Source organism: Celeribacter persicus (genome assembly GCF_003050785.1).
Taxonomy (GTDB): Bacteria; Pseudomonadota; Alphaproteobacteria; order Rhodobacterales; family Rhodobacteraceae; genus Celeribacter; species Celeribacter persicus.
Window position 1 is genome coordinate 470144 of sequence record NZ_QAOH01000001.1, and the last position, 16898, is coordinate 487041.

Here is a 16898-nt window from a genome sequence, read left to right on the forward strand (position 1 = left end):
AGGCGGGGTTTTTTATCGAGTATTTTGACCATCAGAAAGCCAGAGATTATTTCCCGGAAGTAAGGGTGACGAACACGTCTTCCAGATCCGGTTCCATCGTCCGCACATCACCGATGGTGATCCCAGCCGCCTGCACTGCGTCAATGATCGCCCCCACCGAGGTCTGACGCCGGGAAAAGTCGAAGGACAGCGTGCCGTCGCGGCGGCGCTCCATCTTCACGCCCTCGGGCAGACCCGTGATGTCCGGCGCATCCTCTTCAGGTTCGATGACCAGGGTTTTGGCATCCATAAGCCCGAGCAGGTTCTTCGTCGTGTCGCGTTTGATCAGTTCCCCATGGTTGATGATGGCGATCTCGTCGCACATTTCCTGCGCTTCTTCGAGATAATGCGTCGTGAGGATGATCGTCATCCCGCGCTCTTCGTTGAGCTTGCGCACGTTGTTCCAGAGCATCTGCCGCAATTCGATATCGACCCCTGCGGTGGGCTCATCGAGCACAAGAATCTGCGGATTGTGCACCAATGCCTTGCCCAGCAAAAGCCTCCGCCGCATCCCTCCCGAAAGCGTCCGCGCATAGGCATCGGCCTTGTCGGAAAGCCCGATGAGCTCAAGGATTTCATCGGTACGCCGGTCACGTTTCGGCACACCGTAAAGCCCGGCCTGCACTTCAAGTGCGCCGCGCGGGGTGAAGAACGGGTCGAGGTTCAACTCCTGCGGCATCACCCCGATGGCGGCACGCGACTGACGCGGGTTCACATCCTGATCGAAGCCCCAGATTTTCGCCTTGCCGGAGGTCTTGATCACCAGTCCCGCAAGAATGTTGATCATCGTCGATTTACCCGCGCCATTGGGCCCGAGCAGACCGAAGATCGAGCCTTGCGGAATAGTCAGATCCACCCCCTTGAGCGCTTCCCTCGGCGCCTGCCCCTTACCGCCCGCATAGGTCTTGCGCAGGGCCTCGATCTCTATCGCGTTTCTCATGGTTTTCCTCCCCCGACCAGATGCCCTTCGTGGCACTCGGGCCGGTTTGCCTCTTGTCCGCACCACACGGATGGCTATCATGCAGGCCTGATCTAGGCGGTCTCTGGGCTCTCGGCAACCGCACTGGCCACACAGGCCCCCTTGCAAAGACCCACACGCTCCGCCAAAGACCGTGCTGACCGCACGTTCACAGCAAAAGGAACGAGAGAGATGACGATTGAAGCGCCGGAAACCGAAGTGGTCTCCACCTGGAAAGTGGCCTGCGATGGGGGCGAAGGCGCGCTTGGACATCCCCGCGTCTGGCTCGTGATTCCGCATGACACGGGCTATGTCGAATGCCCCTATTGCGACAAGAAATACATCCACGAAAGCGCCCGTCTTAGCGACGCCTGAACCAGCCCGGTTTTCAGATACCTGCTTGCAGCCGGTCCGGCCTTCCGTGTTATCAAGACACGAGTGAAATCTGTTTGGGACAGCGCGCATGACATTCGGCAAGGGCAGCCACCTGCATCTGATCGACGGATCGGCCTTTATTTTTCGGGCCTACCATGCCCTGCCACCGCTGACGCGCAAATCCGACGGCTTGCCGGTCGGAGCGGTCTCCGGCTTTTGCAACATGTTGTTCAAATATATCGAGGACAGCACCGGCAATGACGCGCCAACCCACGCGGCGGTGATTTTCGACCACTCTGGCAAGACCTTTCGCAACGATCTCTATCCGGCCTACAAGGCGAACCGCCCACCCGCGCCCGAAGACCTCGTGCCACAATTCCCCCTGACGCGCGAAGCGACGCGGGCGTTCAACGTCGCCTGTATCGAGATCGAAGGGTTCGAGGCAGACGATATCATCGGGACGCTCGCCCATCAGGCGCGTGACGCTGGCGGGCGCGTGACGATCATCTCCTCTGACAAGGACCTGATGCAGCTCGTCGGCAACGGGGTTGAGATGCTCGACCCGATGAAGAACAAGCGCATCGACCGCGAGGGCGTCGAAGAGAAATTCGGCGTCGGCCCGGAGCGGGTCGTGGATGTTCAAGCACTGGCGGGCGATTCGGTCGACAACGTGCCGGGGGCGCCGGGGATCGGCCTCAAAACCGCAGCACTTCTGATCAACGAATTCGGCGATCTCGACACGCTTCTGGCGCGCGCCGAAGAGATCAAACAGCCGAAACGTCGCGAGACTCTGATCGAAAAGGCGGAACAGATTCTCATCTCACGCCAACTCGTGAAACTCGATTGCGATATGGAACTGGATTTCACCCTCGACAGTCTTGAGGTGCAGGAGCCGGATGCCGAGACGTTGCTGGGATTTCTTGCGAAAATGGAATTCCGCACCATCGTCAAACGGGTTTCCGAAAAGCTCGGTGCTGAACCTCCCGCAATCCCGGATGCCCCGCAGCCTTCCGCCACCACATCCCCCGACGCCCCCGCGACACCGGCGGCAAAACCTTTCGACACCTCAGCCTATGAAAAAGTTTCGACCCTAGGCGCGCTGGAGCGCTGGATCGACGCGATCTATGCCCGCGGCTATGTCGCCGTGGACACGGAAACCACCGGGCTCGACGAAATGGTGGCCGATCTCGTGGGTGTATCGCTCTGCGTCGAGCCGGGAGAGGCCTGTTACATTCCGGTCGGGCACACGATGGGCGAGGACGATCTTTTCGGCGGCTCAAACCTTGTCGATGGGCAGCTCGCCAAATCCATGGTTCTGGATGCGCTCAAACCCGTGCTTGAAGACCCGAGCATCCTCAAAATCGGCCAGAACATGAAATACGACGCGAAGATTTTCGCGCGCAACGGTATTCAGGTCGCCCCCTGTGACGACACCATGCTCATGTCCTATGCGCTGCATGCCGGGCTCAACACCCACGGCATGGATGCCCTGTCCGAACGCTACCTGAACCACACGCCGATCCCGACGAAAGAGCTTTTGGGCACCGGCAAATCCGCGATCACCTTCGACAAGGTGGATGTGACAAAGGCAGTCGAATACGCCGCCGAAGATGCCGATATTACACTCCGGCTTTGGCAAACGTTCAAACCGCAGCTTCACGCCGAGCGCGTCACCACGGTTTACGAAACGCTGGAGCGCCCGCTTTCGCCGGTGCTGGCCAAAATGGAAATGGCGGGCGTACTGGTAGACCGCGATGTGCTCTCGCGCATGTCCAACGCCTTTGCCCAGAAGATGGCCGGGCTTGAGGCGGAGATTCACGAGCTGGCCGGAGAGACGTTCAACGTCGGCTCGCCCAAACAACTTGGTGAAATCCTTTTTGATAAAATGTCCCTCCCCGGCGGGAAAAAGGGCAAGACCGGTGCCTATGCCACCGGGGCCGACATTCTCGAAGACCTCGCCGCCGAGGGGCACGACCTACCCGCGCGCGTGCTCGACTGGCGCCAGCTCTCCAAACTGAAATCGACCTACACAGACGCGCTTCAGACCTTCATCAACAAGGAAACCGGTCGGGTCCATACCTCTTACCTCCAGACTGGCGCGGTCACGGGCCGTCTGTCCTCGTCTGATCCGAACCTGCAAAACATCCCGGTACGCACCGAGGAAGGCCGCCGCATTCGCGAGGCCTTCATCGCCCCGAAAGGGCGCAAACTCATCTCGCTCGATTACAGCCAGATCGAGCTGCGCATCCTCGCCCATGTCGCCGGCATCGACAGCCTGAAACAGGCTTTCCGCGACGGGCTCGACATTCACGCCATGACCGCCTCCGAAATGTTCGGCGTCCCCATAGAGGGTATGGACCCGATGGTGCGGCGTCAGGCCAAGGCGATCAACTTCGGCGTGATCTACGGCATCTCCGGCTTCGGCCTCGCCCGGAACCTGCGCATCCCGCGCGCCGAGGCACAGGGCTTCATCGATCGCTATTTCGAACGTTTCCCCGGCATCAAGCAATACATGGACGACACCATCGAATTCGCGAAGGAACACAAATACGTCCAGACCCTGTTCGGTCGCAAAATCCATACGCCGGAAATCGGTGCCAAAGGTCCGCAGGCCGGTTTTGCCAAGCGTCAGGCGATCAACGCCCCGATCCAAGGCTCTGCCGCCGATATCATCCGCCGCGCCATGATCCGCATGCCCGAGGCGATCAGGGATCTGCCCGCCACAATGCTGTTGCAGGTGCATGACGAATTGATTTTCGAAGTGGACGAAGACGCCTGCGATCCGGTGATTAAGGTGGTGAAAGACGTGATGGAGGCTGCGGCCGAACCCGCCGTCAAACTCGATGTGCCGATCGAAGTGGACGCGGGCATCGGCGACACCTGGGCCGAGGCGCACTAGGCGTTTCCTTTGCTGCTGAAAATACTCAAACGGCGCGCAGGTCTCCCACGCGCCGTTTTTGAGTATTTAAACCATCAGAAAGCCGAAATCAGATCAGCCCGTGTTTCTGAAACAGAAGCTTCATATCCGTCTCGGGACGCGGCCCGATGTGGGAGATTACCTCGGCCGCGGCAACACAGCCCATGCGTCCGCTGATCGCGAGGCTCTGTCCGGTCGCCAATCCATAGAGGAACCCGGCGGCGAACTGATCGCCCGCGCCGGTGGTGTCCACGGGTTGCACGCGATGCACCGGCACAACGGCCTCCTCGTCGCCGCGCACCAGCACCACGTCCGAACCGGAACGGGTACAAACCACCAGTCCGGATTCATTTGCCGCAGTTTCCAGCGCGGTGGAGAGGTCTGTCTGGTAGAGGCTTTCCCATTCGTGTTCGTTGCCGATCACGAAATCCATCTCACGCACGAACTTGCGGAAATCGTCGCGGTGACGGTCAACGCAGAACGGGTCAGACAGCGAAATTCCGACCATGCCACCCGCTTTATGGGTCAATTCGGCAGCGCGGTTGAACGCCTCTTTCCCCTTTGGTTTATCGTAGAGATAACCTTCGAGGAACATGATCTCCGTGTCGGAGGCCACAGTTTCCGGCACGTCCTGCGACGAGATTTCGGACGAAATCCCGAGATAGGTGTTCATCGAGCGCTCGCCATCCGGCGACACGAAAATCATCGAGCGCGAGGTCGGAAGCTCACCGCCCGGCACCGGTGCGTTGACGAAAGCGGTGCCATCGGCCTCCATTTCGGCAGCGTAAAAGCGCCCCAGAGCGTCGTCATGCACCCGGCCGATAAAGCCGGTCTTCAGCCCCAAAGACCCCAACCCCGCCAGCGTGTTGGCCACCGAGCCGCCCGGCGTCTGCACCCGGTTGGTCATCGCGCCATAGAGCATCTCGCCCCGGTTGCGTTCCACCAGTTGCATGATGCCCTTTTCGATCCCCATGAGTTCGAGGAACGTGTCATCGGCCTGGGTGATCACATCGACGATGGCATTGCCGATGCCGACAACCTGATAGGTTTTAGTCAAGATTCTTCTCCTCGAAGTCACAGAGGTCGCGGATGAGACAGGCGCTGCATTTCGGCTTGCGCGCAACGCAGGTATAGCGCCCATGCAGGATCATCCAGTGATGTGCATGTTGTTGGAATTCCGCCGGAATATGGTCCTCGATGGCACGTTCGACGGCGACGACATCCTTGCCCACCGCGACGCCCGAGCGATTGCCGAAGCGGAAGATATGCGTGTCCACCGCCTGCGTCGGCACATGCCACCACATGTTCAATACGACATTGGCGGTTTTGCGCCCGACCCCCGGAAGGCTTTCGAGCGCAGCGCGCGACGAGGGCACTTCGCCGTCATACTCCTCGACAAGGATTTTCGACAGCTTGATGACATTCTTTGCCTTGTTACGGTAAAGCCCGATGGTCCTGATATATTCGATCAGCCCCTCTTCACCGAGAGCGAGCATCTTTTGCGGTGTGTCGGCGATTTTGAACAACTCTTTCGTCGCCTTGTTCACGCCCTTGTCGGTCGCCTGCGCCGACAGCGCAACGGCCACTACAAGCGTATAGGCGTTGGTGTGATCAAGCTCCCCCTTCGGCTCCGGCTCAGCGGCACGGAAACGGGTGAAAATCTCTTTGATCGTATGATAATCGAGCTGTTTGGTCATAGCGGTCTAATGCCTTGTCCGGCCCGGGTGGGCAAGCTGTTCCTTTGTCGCGAAAAGTTTTCGTAAAATGCGATGCAAACAAGGCATGATATGGCACCGACGTGATGATCGGAACAAACCAGGGAGCGCAGGTCCGCTGTTCGTCATCGTAGCGACACGGATGGCCGCCTGTAGACCGCATCGGTTTACACAAGTTTCGGGTCGGCACACCGACCTAAACCGGCTAGACTCCGTACACATCATCCCGGAGCACCATCTTGTCCACCGCCCCCCTGCCCCTCGAAGATCGTTATCATTACAATGTCATCCGGCGCGCGATCGACCTGATCGACGCCGCCGCCCTGCCTCTGCCGCTTGACGCGCTGGCCTCTGAGCTGGGTATGAATCCGCATCATTTACAAAAACTGTTCACTCAATGGGCGGGCGTCTCCCCTAAACGGTTTCAGCAATATCTCACGCTCAACCATGCCAAGGCGCTGATCGAAACCCGTCACACGATGCTCGACACGGCAGAGGCCACCGGCCTCTCCGGCACCGGGCGGCTACATGATCTCTTCCTGCGCTGGGAAGCCATGACCCCCGGCGATTTCGCCCGTAAGGGCGAGGGTCTCACCATCGCCTATGGGTTCTTCGATACACCTTTCGGCGAAGCACTGGCCATGGCGACGGAGCGCGGGCTCTGTGCTCTGGCTTTCACCTCGGAAACCACACGCGAGGCGGCCTTCGCCGACCTCAGCGCACGGTGGCCCGCCGCGCGCTATCTTGAAGCACCCGAGACCGTCCGGCCACTGATCGACACGGCACTCGGCGGCGGGAACATGCCCCTTCATCTCATCGGAGCACCATTCCAGATCAAGGTCTGGGAGGCATTGCTGTCGATCCCCTCGGGTCATGTGACCACCTATTCCGACATTGCACGCGCCATCGGTGCGCCTAAGGCCGTGCGCGCGGTCGGCACCGCAGTCGGACGTAATCCGGTGAGCTGGCTGATCCCCTGCCACCGGGTGCTGCGCAAAACCGGCGCCTTGGGTGGCTATCACTGGGGACTGCCGGTCAAACGTGCCATATTGGCCTATGAAACCGCGCGAACCGACGCGATGCACAGCGATACCCCTGAGCGAAAACCCGCCACAATTTCGTGATCGGATAAAATCCGCCGTGCCAGAGCCAGAGGAGAAGGCTAGAAACAGCGTCAAGAGCAGTTTTCAGGAGGATCAAAGATGAAATCCCCGCTTTACGTCGCCATCCCGCTGGTCGCCACCCTCGGCCTGACCGCCTGTATGAATACCTACGACCCGAACACCAAAGCCACGCAAGGCGCCGTTATGGGCGCCGCTCTGGGCGGGATTGCCGCAGCCGCGACCTCGTCCGACAACGACAAGCTCGCCAAGACCGCCGTCGGTGCGATGATCGGTGGCGCCATCGGTGGTGCCATTGGCCAGCGTCTCGACCAACAGGCCGCAGACCTGCGTCAGGACCTCGGCAACGGCGATGTGAAAATCGTCAACACCGGATCTCAGCTTATCGTGACCATGCCGCAGGACATCCTGTTCGCCACCGACAGCGCGGTGGTCGTGCCTTCGTTGCAGGACGACCTGCGCGCCCTGGCCTACAACCTTCAGGATTACCCGAACACCACGGTGCAGATCATCGGTCACACCGACAACACCGGATCTGCAACCTACAATCAGGAACTGTCGACCCGCCGCGCCTCCGCCGTTGCGACCATCCTGCGCGCCAATGGTGTCGCCTCCGGGCGCATTCAGGCCTTTGGTCGGGGCGAGGACGCACCGATCGCGACCAACCTGACCCCCGATGGCCGGGCGCAGAACCGCCGTGTGGAGATCGTCATCACGCCGATGACCTGACCTGCCCATCAGAACCGAAGATAGGCCGGGGATTTACCCGGCCTTTTTTCATGGCTCCCTCCCCATCGCGGTCATATAATCTGACCAAAAGGAGCCTCCCATGCCGTTTCAGAAAGTCCATGCCGAAAAGCTCAGCGCCTCTGTCGTGCGGCAGATCGAACTTCTGATTCTGCGCGGCATCCTGCGCCCCGGCGAGCGCCTTCCGGCGGAGCGCGATCTGGCCGAACGGCTCGGCGTCTCCCGCCCCTCTCTGCGTGAAGCCATCGCGGAACTCTCCACCAAGGGGCTGGTCGAGACGCGAGCCAATGCCGGGGTATTCGTGGCAGATGTGCTCGGCTCCGCCTTCTCTCCTGCGTTGGTGAACCTGTTTGCGACCCATGACGAGGCGGTGTTCGATTACGTCGCTTTCCGCCGCGACATGGAGGGGCTCGCCGCCGAACGGGCCGCCAAGATGGCCTCCGACACCGATCTCAAGGTGATCGACACGATCTTTCGCAAGATGGAAGCGACCCACCCGAAACGCAATCCCTCCGAAGAGGCCCGCCTCGACGCCGAGTTTCACCTCGCCATCATCGAAGCCTCGCATAACGTGATCATGCTACACATGATGCGTTCGATGTTCGACCTGCTGCGCGAAGGCGTGTTCTACAACCGCTCCGTGATGTTCAAGCAACGCACCAACCGCGCCCAGCTTCTCGACCAGCACCGTGCGATCAACGACGCACTACAGGCGCGCGACTCCGAGGCCGCCCGTGTCGCTGTAACCCGGCACCTCAACTATGTCGAAGCGGCGCTTAAGGATCAGCAGAAGTTCGAGCATAACGAAGAGGTGGCCCGGCTGCGATATGCGCATGAGGCAGCCCGGAGTTAGAGTGGCAACGCGTCACCTCAGAATGGCGTTCAGAACTGGACAAGCAGGGTAAAATACTCCGCAAACAAGTCCTAGAATATATAAATTTCTCTATATTGTTGTTTTGAAAGAGATTTCATAGGCCAGAAAGGAGTTTGAAGCACCACTGCATCCAGTTGACATCCCATTGGAGCCATATTGATGAAACCTCTTGGAGAAATTCCTAGTCCGCTTTCTCCGCGTCAGACACAGATTCTGTCCCTTTTGGCCCAAGGTTACCGATTGGGTGAAATTGCACAAAGATTGGGTATCAGCGATTCCGCCGTCAATCTCTATCTCTCCAATACAAAACAAAAACTCGGCCTGAAAACGAAAGAACACTGCCTTGCTTTGGCCGTCCGCAATGGTTGGCTAAGCAAAAATGGCGCCACTCTCAAGTCCGACCAGCCTCACTGAGCCGTGGGTTACTCGACCAACCCGAAGAGAGGCAGCAGCATCCAATGATACTCGTTCTTGGTTATTTTTCCCTGATGGCGGCCATTTTTGGTGCTCTGTTGAGCTACGCGTATTTCTTTTATGCGAAAAACGCCCTGCTCAATCGCTTGCAACTTGGCACCCTCGCTTTCTTGGCGGCTTTGTTTATCGCTTTGAGTTTATACTTTGGAAAGTTGATGCTTACGGTATCTCAGTAAATAAAAAGCCCCGCCTGAAGCGGAGCTTTGTAATCAGGGTCGGTCCGGTCAGGAAACCGATCAATGCAGTTTCGCGGTCACTTCGTCGATTGACGCGTCGATCAGGGCGTTGGCCTCAGTGGCACCCATGTTTTTCGCGATGACATCAGAAGCAGCGGCCACGGCAACCGAGATTGCGGTATCGCGCACTTCGCGCACGGCAGCGGCTTCAGCGGCGTCGATCTGCTCCTCAGCCGCAGCAAGACGACGAGCGATGGAAGCTTTCAGGTCCTCTTTCGCTTTTTCGGCGGCGGCTTCGGCATCTTTCCTGGCCTGAGCGACGATAGCATCGGCCTGCTCCTGCACTTCGCGCTGTTTGCGCTCGTAGGAGGCAAGGATCGACTGGGCCTCTTCGCGCAGCGCGCGGGCTTCATCGAGCTCGGATTTGATACCTGCGGCGCGCTGATCGAGCATCCCGCCGATCATCGACGGAACTTTTTTCCAGACCAGAATTCCGACAAACACGAGAAAGCCCAGAAGGACGATCAGGTTGGTGTTCGAAAGCGTCCAGAAATGGCCCGAGAACGGGTTGGAGCTTGCAGCAAGCGCCGGGGTGGCGGCGGTGAGGGCAATGAGGAGAGAAAGTTTTTTCATGTCCTTAGCCTTTCATCCGCGCGGTGACAGCCGCAGTGACAGAGCGCGCGTCGGCGGTGGTGCCAAGCGCAGCCACGAGTTCCTTGGCGGTCTCTTTGGCGACTTCTTTCACGCTGTCCATCGCACCGGCACGGATCTCGTCAATCGCTTTCGCCGACTCGGCGGCCTTGGCGGAGATTTCCGCATCGGCTTTCGCGGTGGCGGCGTCGAGATCGGCCTGAATGGCGGCGCGGGTCTCGTTCGCGATCTGTTGTGCCTGGGCTTTCGCCTCAGCGAGCGCGGCGTTGTAGGCTTCTTCGGCCTCTTTCGCCTTGAGCTTGAGCTCTTCGGCGGCGGCAATGTCGTTCATGATCGTGCCGGAGCGTTCTGCCAGCACCGCGGAGATGCGCGGCAGGGCGATCTTGGACAGCACGAAATAGATCACGACGAGCGTGACCAGAAGCCAGAAAATCTGGTTGGGGAAGGTTGCGAAGTCGAGCTGCGGCATGCCTGCCTCAGCAGCGCCATGTGCGGCGTCTACGACCTCTGCCCCATGCGTCTGAGTTGCCATCTTATTCTCCTGATTCTGACCTGTTCTCCCGGTGCCGGGAGAGACCCCTGATATTACGCGAGGGTGGGTCTGCCTTCAGTGCTCGCAATGCCCGAGTCGAAAATCATTCGATTTTCTAAGCATTGCTCACGCAGACCCACCCTGCCGTAAGGATGGAGCGTCGGATCAGACGGCGAACATCAGCAGAAGTGCGACGAGGAACGAGAAGATCCCCAGAGCTTCCGCGAAGGCCATGCCGATGAAGAGGGTCGCGGTTTGCGACGCAGCGGCGGACGGGTTGCGCAGAGCGCCGGAGAGGTAGTTGCCGGCAACGTTACCCACACCCATGGCGGCGCCGCCCATACCGATGGCGGTCAGACCAACACCGATGTATTTGCCGAGTTCTGCGATATTGCCTTCCATTGTGATATCTCCTTACGTTGGAATTGGCTGGATAGAGTTCGGACCATGCCCGCAGTCTTAGTGGACCGGGTGCAGCGCGTCTTTCAGATAGACGCAGGTCAGAATGGTGAACACGTAGGCCTGAATGAAGGCCACGAGGATTTCGAGACCATACATGGCGGTGATCGCCAGGATGGAAACCGGGGAGATCGCGGCGATGGCGGCAAAGCCTGCGAAAACCTTAATCACGGCGTGACCGGCCATCATGTTCCCCGCAAGACGGATGGAGTGGCTGACGGGACGCACGAAGTAGGAGATCAGCTCGATCACAGCGAGAAGCGGGCGCACGGCCATCGGCGCGGAGCTGACCCAGAAGAGGGCGAGAAATTTGGAGCCGTTCTTCACGAACCCGAGCACGGTCACGAAGAGGAACACCAGAACCGCGAGCACACCGGTGACAGCGATGTGCGAGGTGGTGGTGAAGGACAGCGGCAGAAGGCCCAACATGTTCGAGAAGACGATAAAGATGAACAGCGTCATCACATAGGGGAAGTATTTCACGGCATCCTTGCCGGTCACTTCCTCAAGCATCTTGTAGACGAAACCGTAGGTCAGTTCGGCGATAGACTGCCCTTTGGAGGGCACGACCGCACGGCCACGGGAGCCGACGACCAGAAGCAGGATCACACCGACGACGGCAATCGCCATCCACAGCGTCACGTTGGTGATCGTGTACCAATGCACCGGACCATCGCCGAAAAGCGGCGTGACCTTGAACTGGTCCATCGGGTGGAAAACAAGGCTGCTCTCGGAACCATGCGCTTCAGTCGCCACGTTCAATCCCTCTCATCACGTGCGGGCGTCCCCGCGTTGTCGTCTTCGGTCGCGCCGTTTGCGGCTTTGACCTGTTCTTTCTCGATCTCTTTCGCCGTCCGCATCATCGTCTTGACGCCGGCCGCGAGACCAAATCCGATAAACAGCATGAGGAAGATCGGGGATGTCCCCAAGAGCCTGTCCAGGCCGAACCCCATGCCGAAGCCAATCAACAGACCAGCCACAAGTTCCGTCACCATCCGCCAAGCCATGTTGGCCTGAGAAAAGTGCTCTTCGCCGCGGGAGGTTTTCGGCTTTTGCGCCTCTTTCGCCTTCGCAAGCCGCTCTTCCAAAGCGCGCAGACGCTCAGGATCATGCGGGTCGGTCATGGCGAAAGCCCCCCTCGGTCACTTGCGGGCAAGCTATGCGGGGGGGGATTGAGAGTCAACGCGGAATTGGCCCTTTCAAAAGCGGAATAAAGTCATGATTTTATTGAGTATTTAAACCAAGAAGAAAACACGAACGAAGCACAAATAGCGCCGTTAGCGCAAAAGGCTCGCGTTTTCGTTATTCAACCAAATGGTTGACCAAAGCGGCGCGCGCGCCTATCGGCAAAGACATGACACATGATCTCGATCTCATCTTCGCAGCGCTCGGCGACCCGACCCGTCGGGCCATCCTGTCGATGCTGTTGGAGGATGACATGGCGGTCACCGATGTGGCCGATCCTTTCGAGATGTCCTTGGCGGCGGTGTCCAAGCACCTGACCATCCTGACCCGTGCGGGCCTCATCGCGCAGGAGAAACGCGGGCGGGTGAAATGGTGCAAGCTCGAACCCGACGCGATGCGTGCGGCCTCGGTCTGGATGCAGAGCTTCGGACAGTTCGACGAGATCGACCTCGACGGCTTGGAACGGTTTCTGGAACGCGAATTGTCCGACACAGATGAACCGCTTGCGACCTCTTAACCAGAAACCGCCTTTTCTCCAGCCTTTTCGAGAATTTTATCAAACCGGCTGTCCATGCAGACGCTCAGGTCTGTTGTGACGAAACGGTCGTCTACAAACAGGCTGAAAATCGTTGCGGGCGTCGGCGCAGTCCGCGCCTTCTCAAGACTATCCAGTTTGACAATCCTCGGCGTCAATCCGCGTTTCTCACATGTCTGCATAAGTGAGCTGTGGATGTGGAACTCCGTGAAAGGACAGCGGTTCGAATAAAAGACCGTCATCCCCTTCGTGTCGGGAGAAAGCCCTGCCTTCGCACTATCGGCAAACAGCGGAGCTGCGACCGTCCTGCCGCCCCCAACTTCCAGCGCCAAAAGGCTGAACCCGTTCTCCAATTCATCGACTTCACGAAACCCCTGCTTCAAAAGCCATTTTCCATCGCTCTGAAAATGCATTTTCTTCTTGCCGACCACCGCGACCATACCGGCCAGCCCCTGTTGTCGGGCATCCTCAAGCCCGGCCTGCAAAAGGGCTTTGCCGTACCCCTGTTGCTTGAACTTTCCGGAGACCCAGAAACACCCCATGACCATCCATTCGGGGGCCAGAACGGGCTGCCAGCATTCTGCGCCCGGACCGTATTCGAGAAAGACCTTGCCGCGCTCATCCAGCCGCGTGAAGCGATATCCTCGCTCATATTCCTGTGCCAGCCACTGTTTCTTGGCCGCGTAACCTTCCACGCATTTCTTGTCAGAAATCGCACAGCAGATATGTTCGTTCGGTAGGGTCTCGGGCGTGAGTGTGACAAGGGGCATGTCCGGCTCCGTCGACATGGAATGCGACCAAGGGTACAGCACATTGTCGGCACAAGCAGCCATGACCCCGATCAAAGCGGATTGCTTCATCTCACCCCACAAGACAAACTCCGAAAAAGAAAACACGCGAAGCCTTGACGGCCCGCGCGCTTTACTCTGTGTCGGCATCAGGGTCGGCTGCACCGCTCCGTTCAGAAAACAAAGCTCAGAATGGCACCGACAACGACGACAAGACCGACGAGATAGATGATGGAATGCATTGTTTCTCTCCCATGTTTTGCGTTGAAAAGACAACGCGCAAAACCCGGGAAAGGTTCCGTTCAGGTTTCGTGCTTGAGCAGAAGATAGAGCGCCAGAATGGTCAGGCCGATGCCGCCAAATACCAGAACAGGCGGGGTGCCGTGCCCCAGAGCGATCTCCCAGACGATCACCCAGGATGGCACGAGATAGGTGTAAGCCATAACCTTGGCCGCCGCGAGCCGCACGGAGGCATAGGCCAGAAGCGTCGCCGTCGTGGTGGTGGCGAAGACCGTGATATAGCCCAGCGCAATCCAGACGATGGCTGGAAGATGTGCCCAGTCGGTCGCCAGTACGTCTTTCCAGCCGACGAGCAGAATGACGAGAGAGGCAGAGGACAGCACAAAGAAGGTGAAGACCAGCGTGCGCTCGCCCCGGTGCAGGCGCGGCACCAGCGGGGTATAGATCGCATGCGCCACGACACCGATGAAATAAAGCGCCTCACCACGCCCGACATGGAAGGCCAGAAGCGCATGGATGTCGGCGCGGAAGATCACCCAAAGCGCGCCCGCCGCCCCAATCGCAAGTGCGATGGCGATGCGGCGTGTGGTGATCTGGCGCATGATCAGATAGCCGAACCCTGCCGCCAGAAGCGGAGTAAGGGTGAAAACGGCGGAGGCCGACACCGGCTCCGCGGTTTTCAGGCCAACGAACATCATCACGAAGTAAAGCGCAAAGATGCCGCCGAGCACGAGATACCGCCAGGGCTGACGCGCCGCCTCGCGCGGAATGCCTCCCGTGGCCATGGCCATGATGCCGACAAAGATCGCGGCAGCCACGAAGCGTACCCCATTCAGCGCCAGCGGCGTGATCTCATTGGCCGCCATGGAACCCAGAGAAAACGACCCGGCCACCAGACAGGAAAAGGTGAGCATGGCCAGATGGCCATTGCGGCGGTCATTGGCGGTTGCGTTATGCGGCACGGGAAAACTCTTTTGAAAACGCTGTGGATCAGGCTCCCATAACGCCCGGCATGGCGAAGGTCCATTGCGAGCATCCGCACAGGACAAAATCGTTTTCGCGGCTTACCCCACGCGTGAACAGGGCCATTCCTTAGCCCGTGCCTTGAGGAAGGTCAGAAACGCCTGCACCTTCGGCGTACGGTGCAGGTCGACATGGGTGACGATCCAGTTCTGACTGTCCCAGTCCGGGCTGGTGGGCAGCACCTCCACCAGATCGTCGCGCTGCTGGGCTTGCCAGGTCGGCAGGAAGCCCGCACCGGCCCCGGCATAGATCGCCTCGGTCATCACCTCGATATCGGAGGTGCGGAAGGCGAGCCGGTCGGCGGGCACATGTTCGTTGATCCAGACCATAAAAGGTGCGCGGGAGTTCGGATCGTCGAGCGAGACAAAGCGCAACTCCTGCGCCAGAGCCTCTCCCGTCGCCTGCGGCAAGCCGTAGCGTTCGACATAGGCCTTGTGGACGTAAAGCGCATAGGCCTGACGGTGGAAAGGCTGCACCACATTGTCGGGTTCCTGCGGCGGGCGCCCGGCACGGATCGCCACATGGGCTTCGCCATATTCGAGCCGGAACAGCCGCTCGCCAGTCAGATAGCGCACGTTGAGGCCGGGATGTTCGAGCTGGAACTCGGAGAGCACCGGCACCAGAAGCGCCCCCATCCCCGGAAGGGAGGTCACGACTAGCTCGCCTGCCACCTCCTCACCCCGGCCTTTGATCCGGGAGACGAGTTGGGAGAGCTGATCATCGGTGGTCTGCGCGACCTTGAGAAGGTCCATCCCCGCCTCGGTCGGCGTATAGCCGCGGGCATGGCGCTGAAACAGTTTGACGCCAAGGCGCTGCTCCAGACTGTCGATATGGCGGATCACCGTGGCATGGTGCACACCGAGTTCCTGCGCGGCTCCGGATACGGTGCCCATTTTCGCGACCTGAAAGGCGGTGCGGAATTCATCCCAGTTTTCAACGGACATCTCTGGCCTCATGTGCGGAGAGGAACGGTTCTCCGCAATCATCCAGATGTCTGTTCAGAATTACAAGCTATTTTGCCGGGAGCCGGTTTCTTAATTCCGACCAGACCTGCGCGGCCTCGGGCAAATCTCCCTGCCATTCCTCTGTCAAAGCCTGCCGTTCGGCCTTGAGCAGGGCCTCCAGCGTGGCAATCCGCGCACCCCGTCCGCGCATGTGATCCTGAAAGCGGTGCGAATGCAGGATGGTCGGAATGGCATCCAGCGGTTCCCAGGCATCCAGCAGCGTCACCCGGCGCAGGTTGAACTCCGGTGGAAGCACATAATAACGCAGATCGCTTTCCCAAAGCATGTCCTTGAGGATCACCTGATCCCGTTCGATTCCGTCATCGGCAAAGAAACGCTCCGCCCAGTCGTGCAGAAACCCGAACATAGCCTCGGAACGCCGATAGAGAAACACGCCCGAATTGTGCTGTGGAAAGGCATAGGGGGTCCGGTGATCGCGCCCTTGCCGGATCAGCGCCCAGTCGCGCCGCACATCATGGGTCAGCGCACATTCGAACCGGTCGAGAATGGCGAAAAGATCGCCAAGAGGCGCAAGGAACAATGTATCGCTGTCCACATAGAGCGTCCGCGAAAAACGGGTTTTCGGCATCGCACGCAGCTTTTCGCGCGGATGCATGTCGTAAACGGCGCTCACCCGGTCGAACAGCCCTGTTGGCAGGTTCTCCGGCAAATCCGTCACCAGGTCGATGGCTATACCGGGCTCTTGCTCGCGCAGAGAGCGGGCCGACTGAATTGCGAGATCGACATATTCAGCCCCTCCGGCAACATAGAGCACGCCACATTCCGGGGCCTCCGGTTCAAAATCTTCGCTCTTGGCGGTCTGCATTCTCTTTCCCCCGGTTCTGACACGGCTGACACGCTCGAACGAGTCTAGAGCAAATCGGCACCCCGTCTACCCCGCTGTCCATGCGCACACTTGACTCACCCTACGCACGCGCGTAGAGAGCGGATCAAATTTCCCGGAAGTGTGCATCTTCCGGTCCTCAGGCCACAGGCCAGGATCGCCCCCCGTCAGCGCGTTGCGCCCACGGGGGCCAAGTTGCATTGGCCGTTTGCTCTTGCGGGAGCACGCGGTCAGACCGAGG

20 protein-coding genes are annotated in these 16898 nt (G+C 59.3%); 8 read left to right on the forward strand and 12 right to left on the reverse strand.

The window, feature by feature from the left end; translation table 11 throughout:
• Nucleotides 1-46 precede the first annotated feature (46 nt).
• The gene (locus C8N42_RS02385) at nt 47-979 is read right to left on the reverse strand and encodes an ABC transporter ATP-binding protein (RefSeq protein ID WP_107814921.1); all 933 of its coding nucleotides are present in this window, start codon (nt 977-979) and stop codon (nt 47-49) included.
• 210 nt (nt 980-1189) lie between these two features.
• Here C8N42_RS02385 and C8N42_RS02390 point away from each other — a divergent pair, with 210 nt between their 5' ends.
• Entirely contained in the window at nt 1190-1372 is a 183-nt protein-coding gene (locus tag C8N42_RS02390) for a zinc-finger domain-containing protein (protein ID WP_107814922.1), read from the forward strand.
• 88 nt (nt 1373-1460) lie between these two features.
• Nucleotides 1461-4271 (forward strand): DNA polymerase I, encoded by a 2811-nt coding sequence (polA, locus tag C8N42_RS02395; RefSeq protein WP_107814923.1) that lies wholly within the window; start codon nt 1461-1463, stop codon nt 4269-4271.
• An 88-nt stretch (nt 4272-4359) separates the two neighbouring features.
• On the opposite strand, the gene C8N42_RS02400 is transcribed toward polA, so the two are convergent.
• Entirely contained in the window at nt 4360-5346 is a 987-nt protein-coding gene (locus C8N42_RS02400; RefSeq protein WP_107814924.1) for an adenosine kinase, read from the reverse strand.
• Nucleotides 5339-5986 (reverse strand): endonuclease III, encoded by a 648-nt coding sequence (nth, locus tag C8N42_RS02405; protein WP_107814925.1) that lies wholly within the window; start codon nt 5984-5986, stop codon nt 5339-5341. Before nth ends, C8N42_RS02400 begins: the two co-directional genes overlap by 8 nt.
• A gap of 257 nt (nt 5987-6243) precedes the next feature.
• Between nth and C8N42_RS02410 the strand changes: the two genes are divergently transcribed.
• The 5 genes from C8N42_RS02410 (at nt 6244) to C8N42_RS02430 (ending at nt 9396) form a co-directional block, all read left to right on the forward strand.
• On the forward strand, nt 6244-7128 hold the full coding sequence (locus C8N42_RS02410) for a methylated-DNA--[protein]-cysteine S-methyltransferase (protein ID WP_245889941.1): 885 nt from the start codon (nt 6244-6246) through the stop codon (nt 7126-7128).
• Nucleotides 7129-7206: 78 nt separating this feature from the next.
• Nucleotides 7207-7854, forward strand: coding sequence for a YiaD family glycine zipper/OmpA-like lipoprotein (locus tag C8N42_RS02415; protein WP_107814926.1), 648 nt, complete (start codon nt 7207-7209; stop codon nt 7852-7854).
• Between the two features lie 100 nt (nt 7855-7954).
• Entirely contained in the window at nt 7955-8725 is a 771-nt protein-coding gene (locus tag C8N42_RS02420) for a FadR/GntR family transcriptional regulator (RefSeq protein ID WP_107814927.1), read from the forward strand.
• A 180-nt stretch (nt 8726-8905) separates the two neighbouring features.
• On the forward strand, nt 8906-9160 hold the full coding sequence (locus tag C8N42_RS02425; protein WP_107814928.1) for a response regulator transcription factor: 255 nt from the start codon (nt 8906-8908) through the stop codon (nt 9158-9160).
• Between the two features lie 44 nt (nt 9161-9204).
• A complete protein-coding gene (locus C8N42_RS02430; RefSeq protein WP_107814929.1) occupies nt 9205-9396 on the forward strand; it encodes a hypothetical protein in 192 nt (63 codons plus the stop codon).
• A 60-nt stretch (nt 9397-9456) separates the two neighbouring features.
• Here C8N42_RS02430 and C8N42_RS02435 read toward each other — a convergent pair whose 3' ends face one another.
• From C8N42_RS02435 to C8N42_RS02455, 5 genes are all read right to left on the reverse strand, one after another.
• Nucleotides 9457-10029 carry a F0F1 ATP synthase subunit B gene (locus C8N42_RS02435; protein ID WP_107814930.1) on the reverse strand — a complete coding sequence of 191 codons (573 nt, stop codon included), beginning with the start codon at nt 10027-10029 and terminating at the stop codon, nt 9457-9459.
• 4 nt (nt 10030-10033) lie between these two features.
• Nucleotides 10034-10579, reverse strand: coding sequence for a F0F1 ATP synthase subunit B' (locus C8N42_RS02440; protein ID WP_107814931.1), 546 nt, complete (start codon nt 10577-10579; stop codon nt 10034-10036).
• Nucleotides 10580-10744: 165 nt separating this feature from the next.
• Complete coding sequence (locus C8N42_RS02445) at nt 10745-10981, reverse strand: F0F1 ATP synthase subunit C (protein ID WP_066608699.1); 237 nt, start codon at nt 10979-10981, stop codon at nt 10745-10747.
• Nucleotides 10982-11038: 57 nt separating this feature from the next.
• The gene (locus C8N42_RS02450) at nt 11039-11794 is read right to left on the reverse strand and encodes a F0F1 ATP synthase subunit A (protein ID WP_170109166.1); all 756 of its coding nucleotides are present in this window, start codon (nt 11792-11794) and stop codon (nt 11039-11041) included.
• A gap of 2 nt (nt 11795-11796) precedes the next feature.
• Nucleotides 11797-12162, reverse strand: coding sequence for an AtpZ/AtpI family protein (locus tag C8N42_RS02455; protein ID WP_107814932.1), 366 nt, complete (start codon nt 12160-12162; stop codon nt 11797-11799).
• A 230-nt stretch (nt 12163-12392) separates the two neighbouring features.
• Here C8N42_RS02455 and C8N42_RS02460 point away from each other — a divergent pair, with 230 nt between their 5' ends.
• Nucleotides 12393-12740, forward strand: coding sequence for an ArsR/SmtB family transcription factor (locus C8N42_RS02460; RefSeq protein ID WP_107815068.1), 348 nt, complete (start codon nt 12393-12395; stop codon nt 12738-12740).
• On the opposite strand, the gene C8N42_RS02465 is transcribed toward C8N42_RS02460, so the two are convergent.
• From C8N42_RS02465 to C8N42_RS02480, 4 genes are all read right to left on the reverse strand, one after another.
• On the reverse strand, nt 12737-13822 hold the full coding sequence (locus C8N42_RS02465) for a GNAT family N-acetyltransferase (protein ID WP_211309133.1): 1086 nt from the start codon (nt 13820-13822) through the stop codon (nt 12737-12739). The two genes, C8N42_RS02460 and C8N42_RS02465, sit on opposite strands and share 4 nt — an antisense overlap.
• A 26-nt stretch (nt 13823-13848) precedes the next feature.
• Entirely contained in the window at nt 13849-14700 is an 852-nt protein-coding gene (locus C8N42_RS02470; protein WP_107815070.1) for a DMT family transporter, read from the reverse strand.
• A gap of 150 nt (nt 14701-14850) precedes the next feature.
• On the reverse strand, nt 14851-15753 hold the full coding sequence (locus C8N42_RS02475) for a LysR family transcriptional regulator (RefSeq protein ID WP_107815071.1): 903 nt from the start codon (nt 15751-15753) through the stop codon (nt 14851-14853).
• A 67-nt stretch (nt 15754-15820) separates the two neighbouring features.
• The gene (locus tag C8N42_RS02480) at nt 15821-16639 is read right to left on the reverse strand and encodes a glycosyltransferase family protein (protein WP_107814933.1); all 819 of its coding nucleotides are present in this window, start codon (nt 16637-16639) and stop codon (nt 15821-15823) included.
• Nucleotides 16640-16898 lie beyond the last annotated feature (259 nt).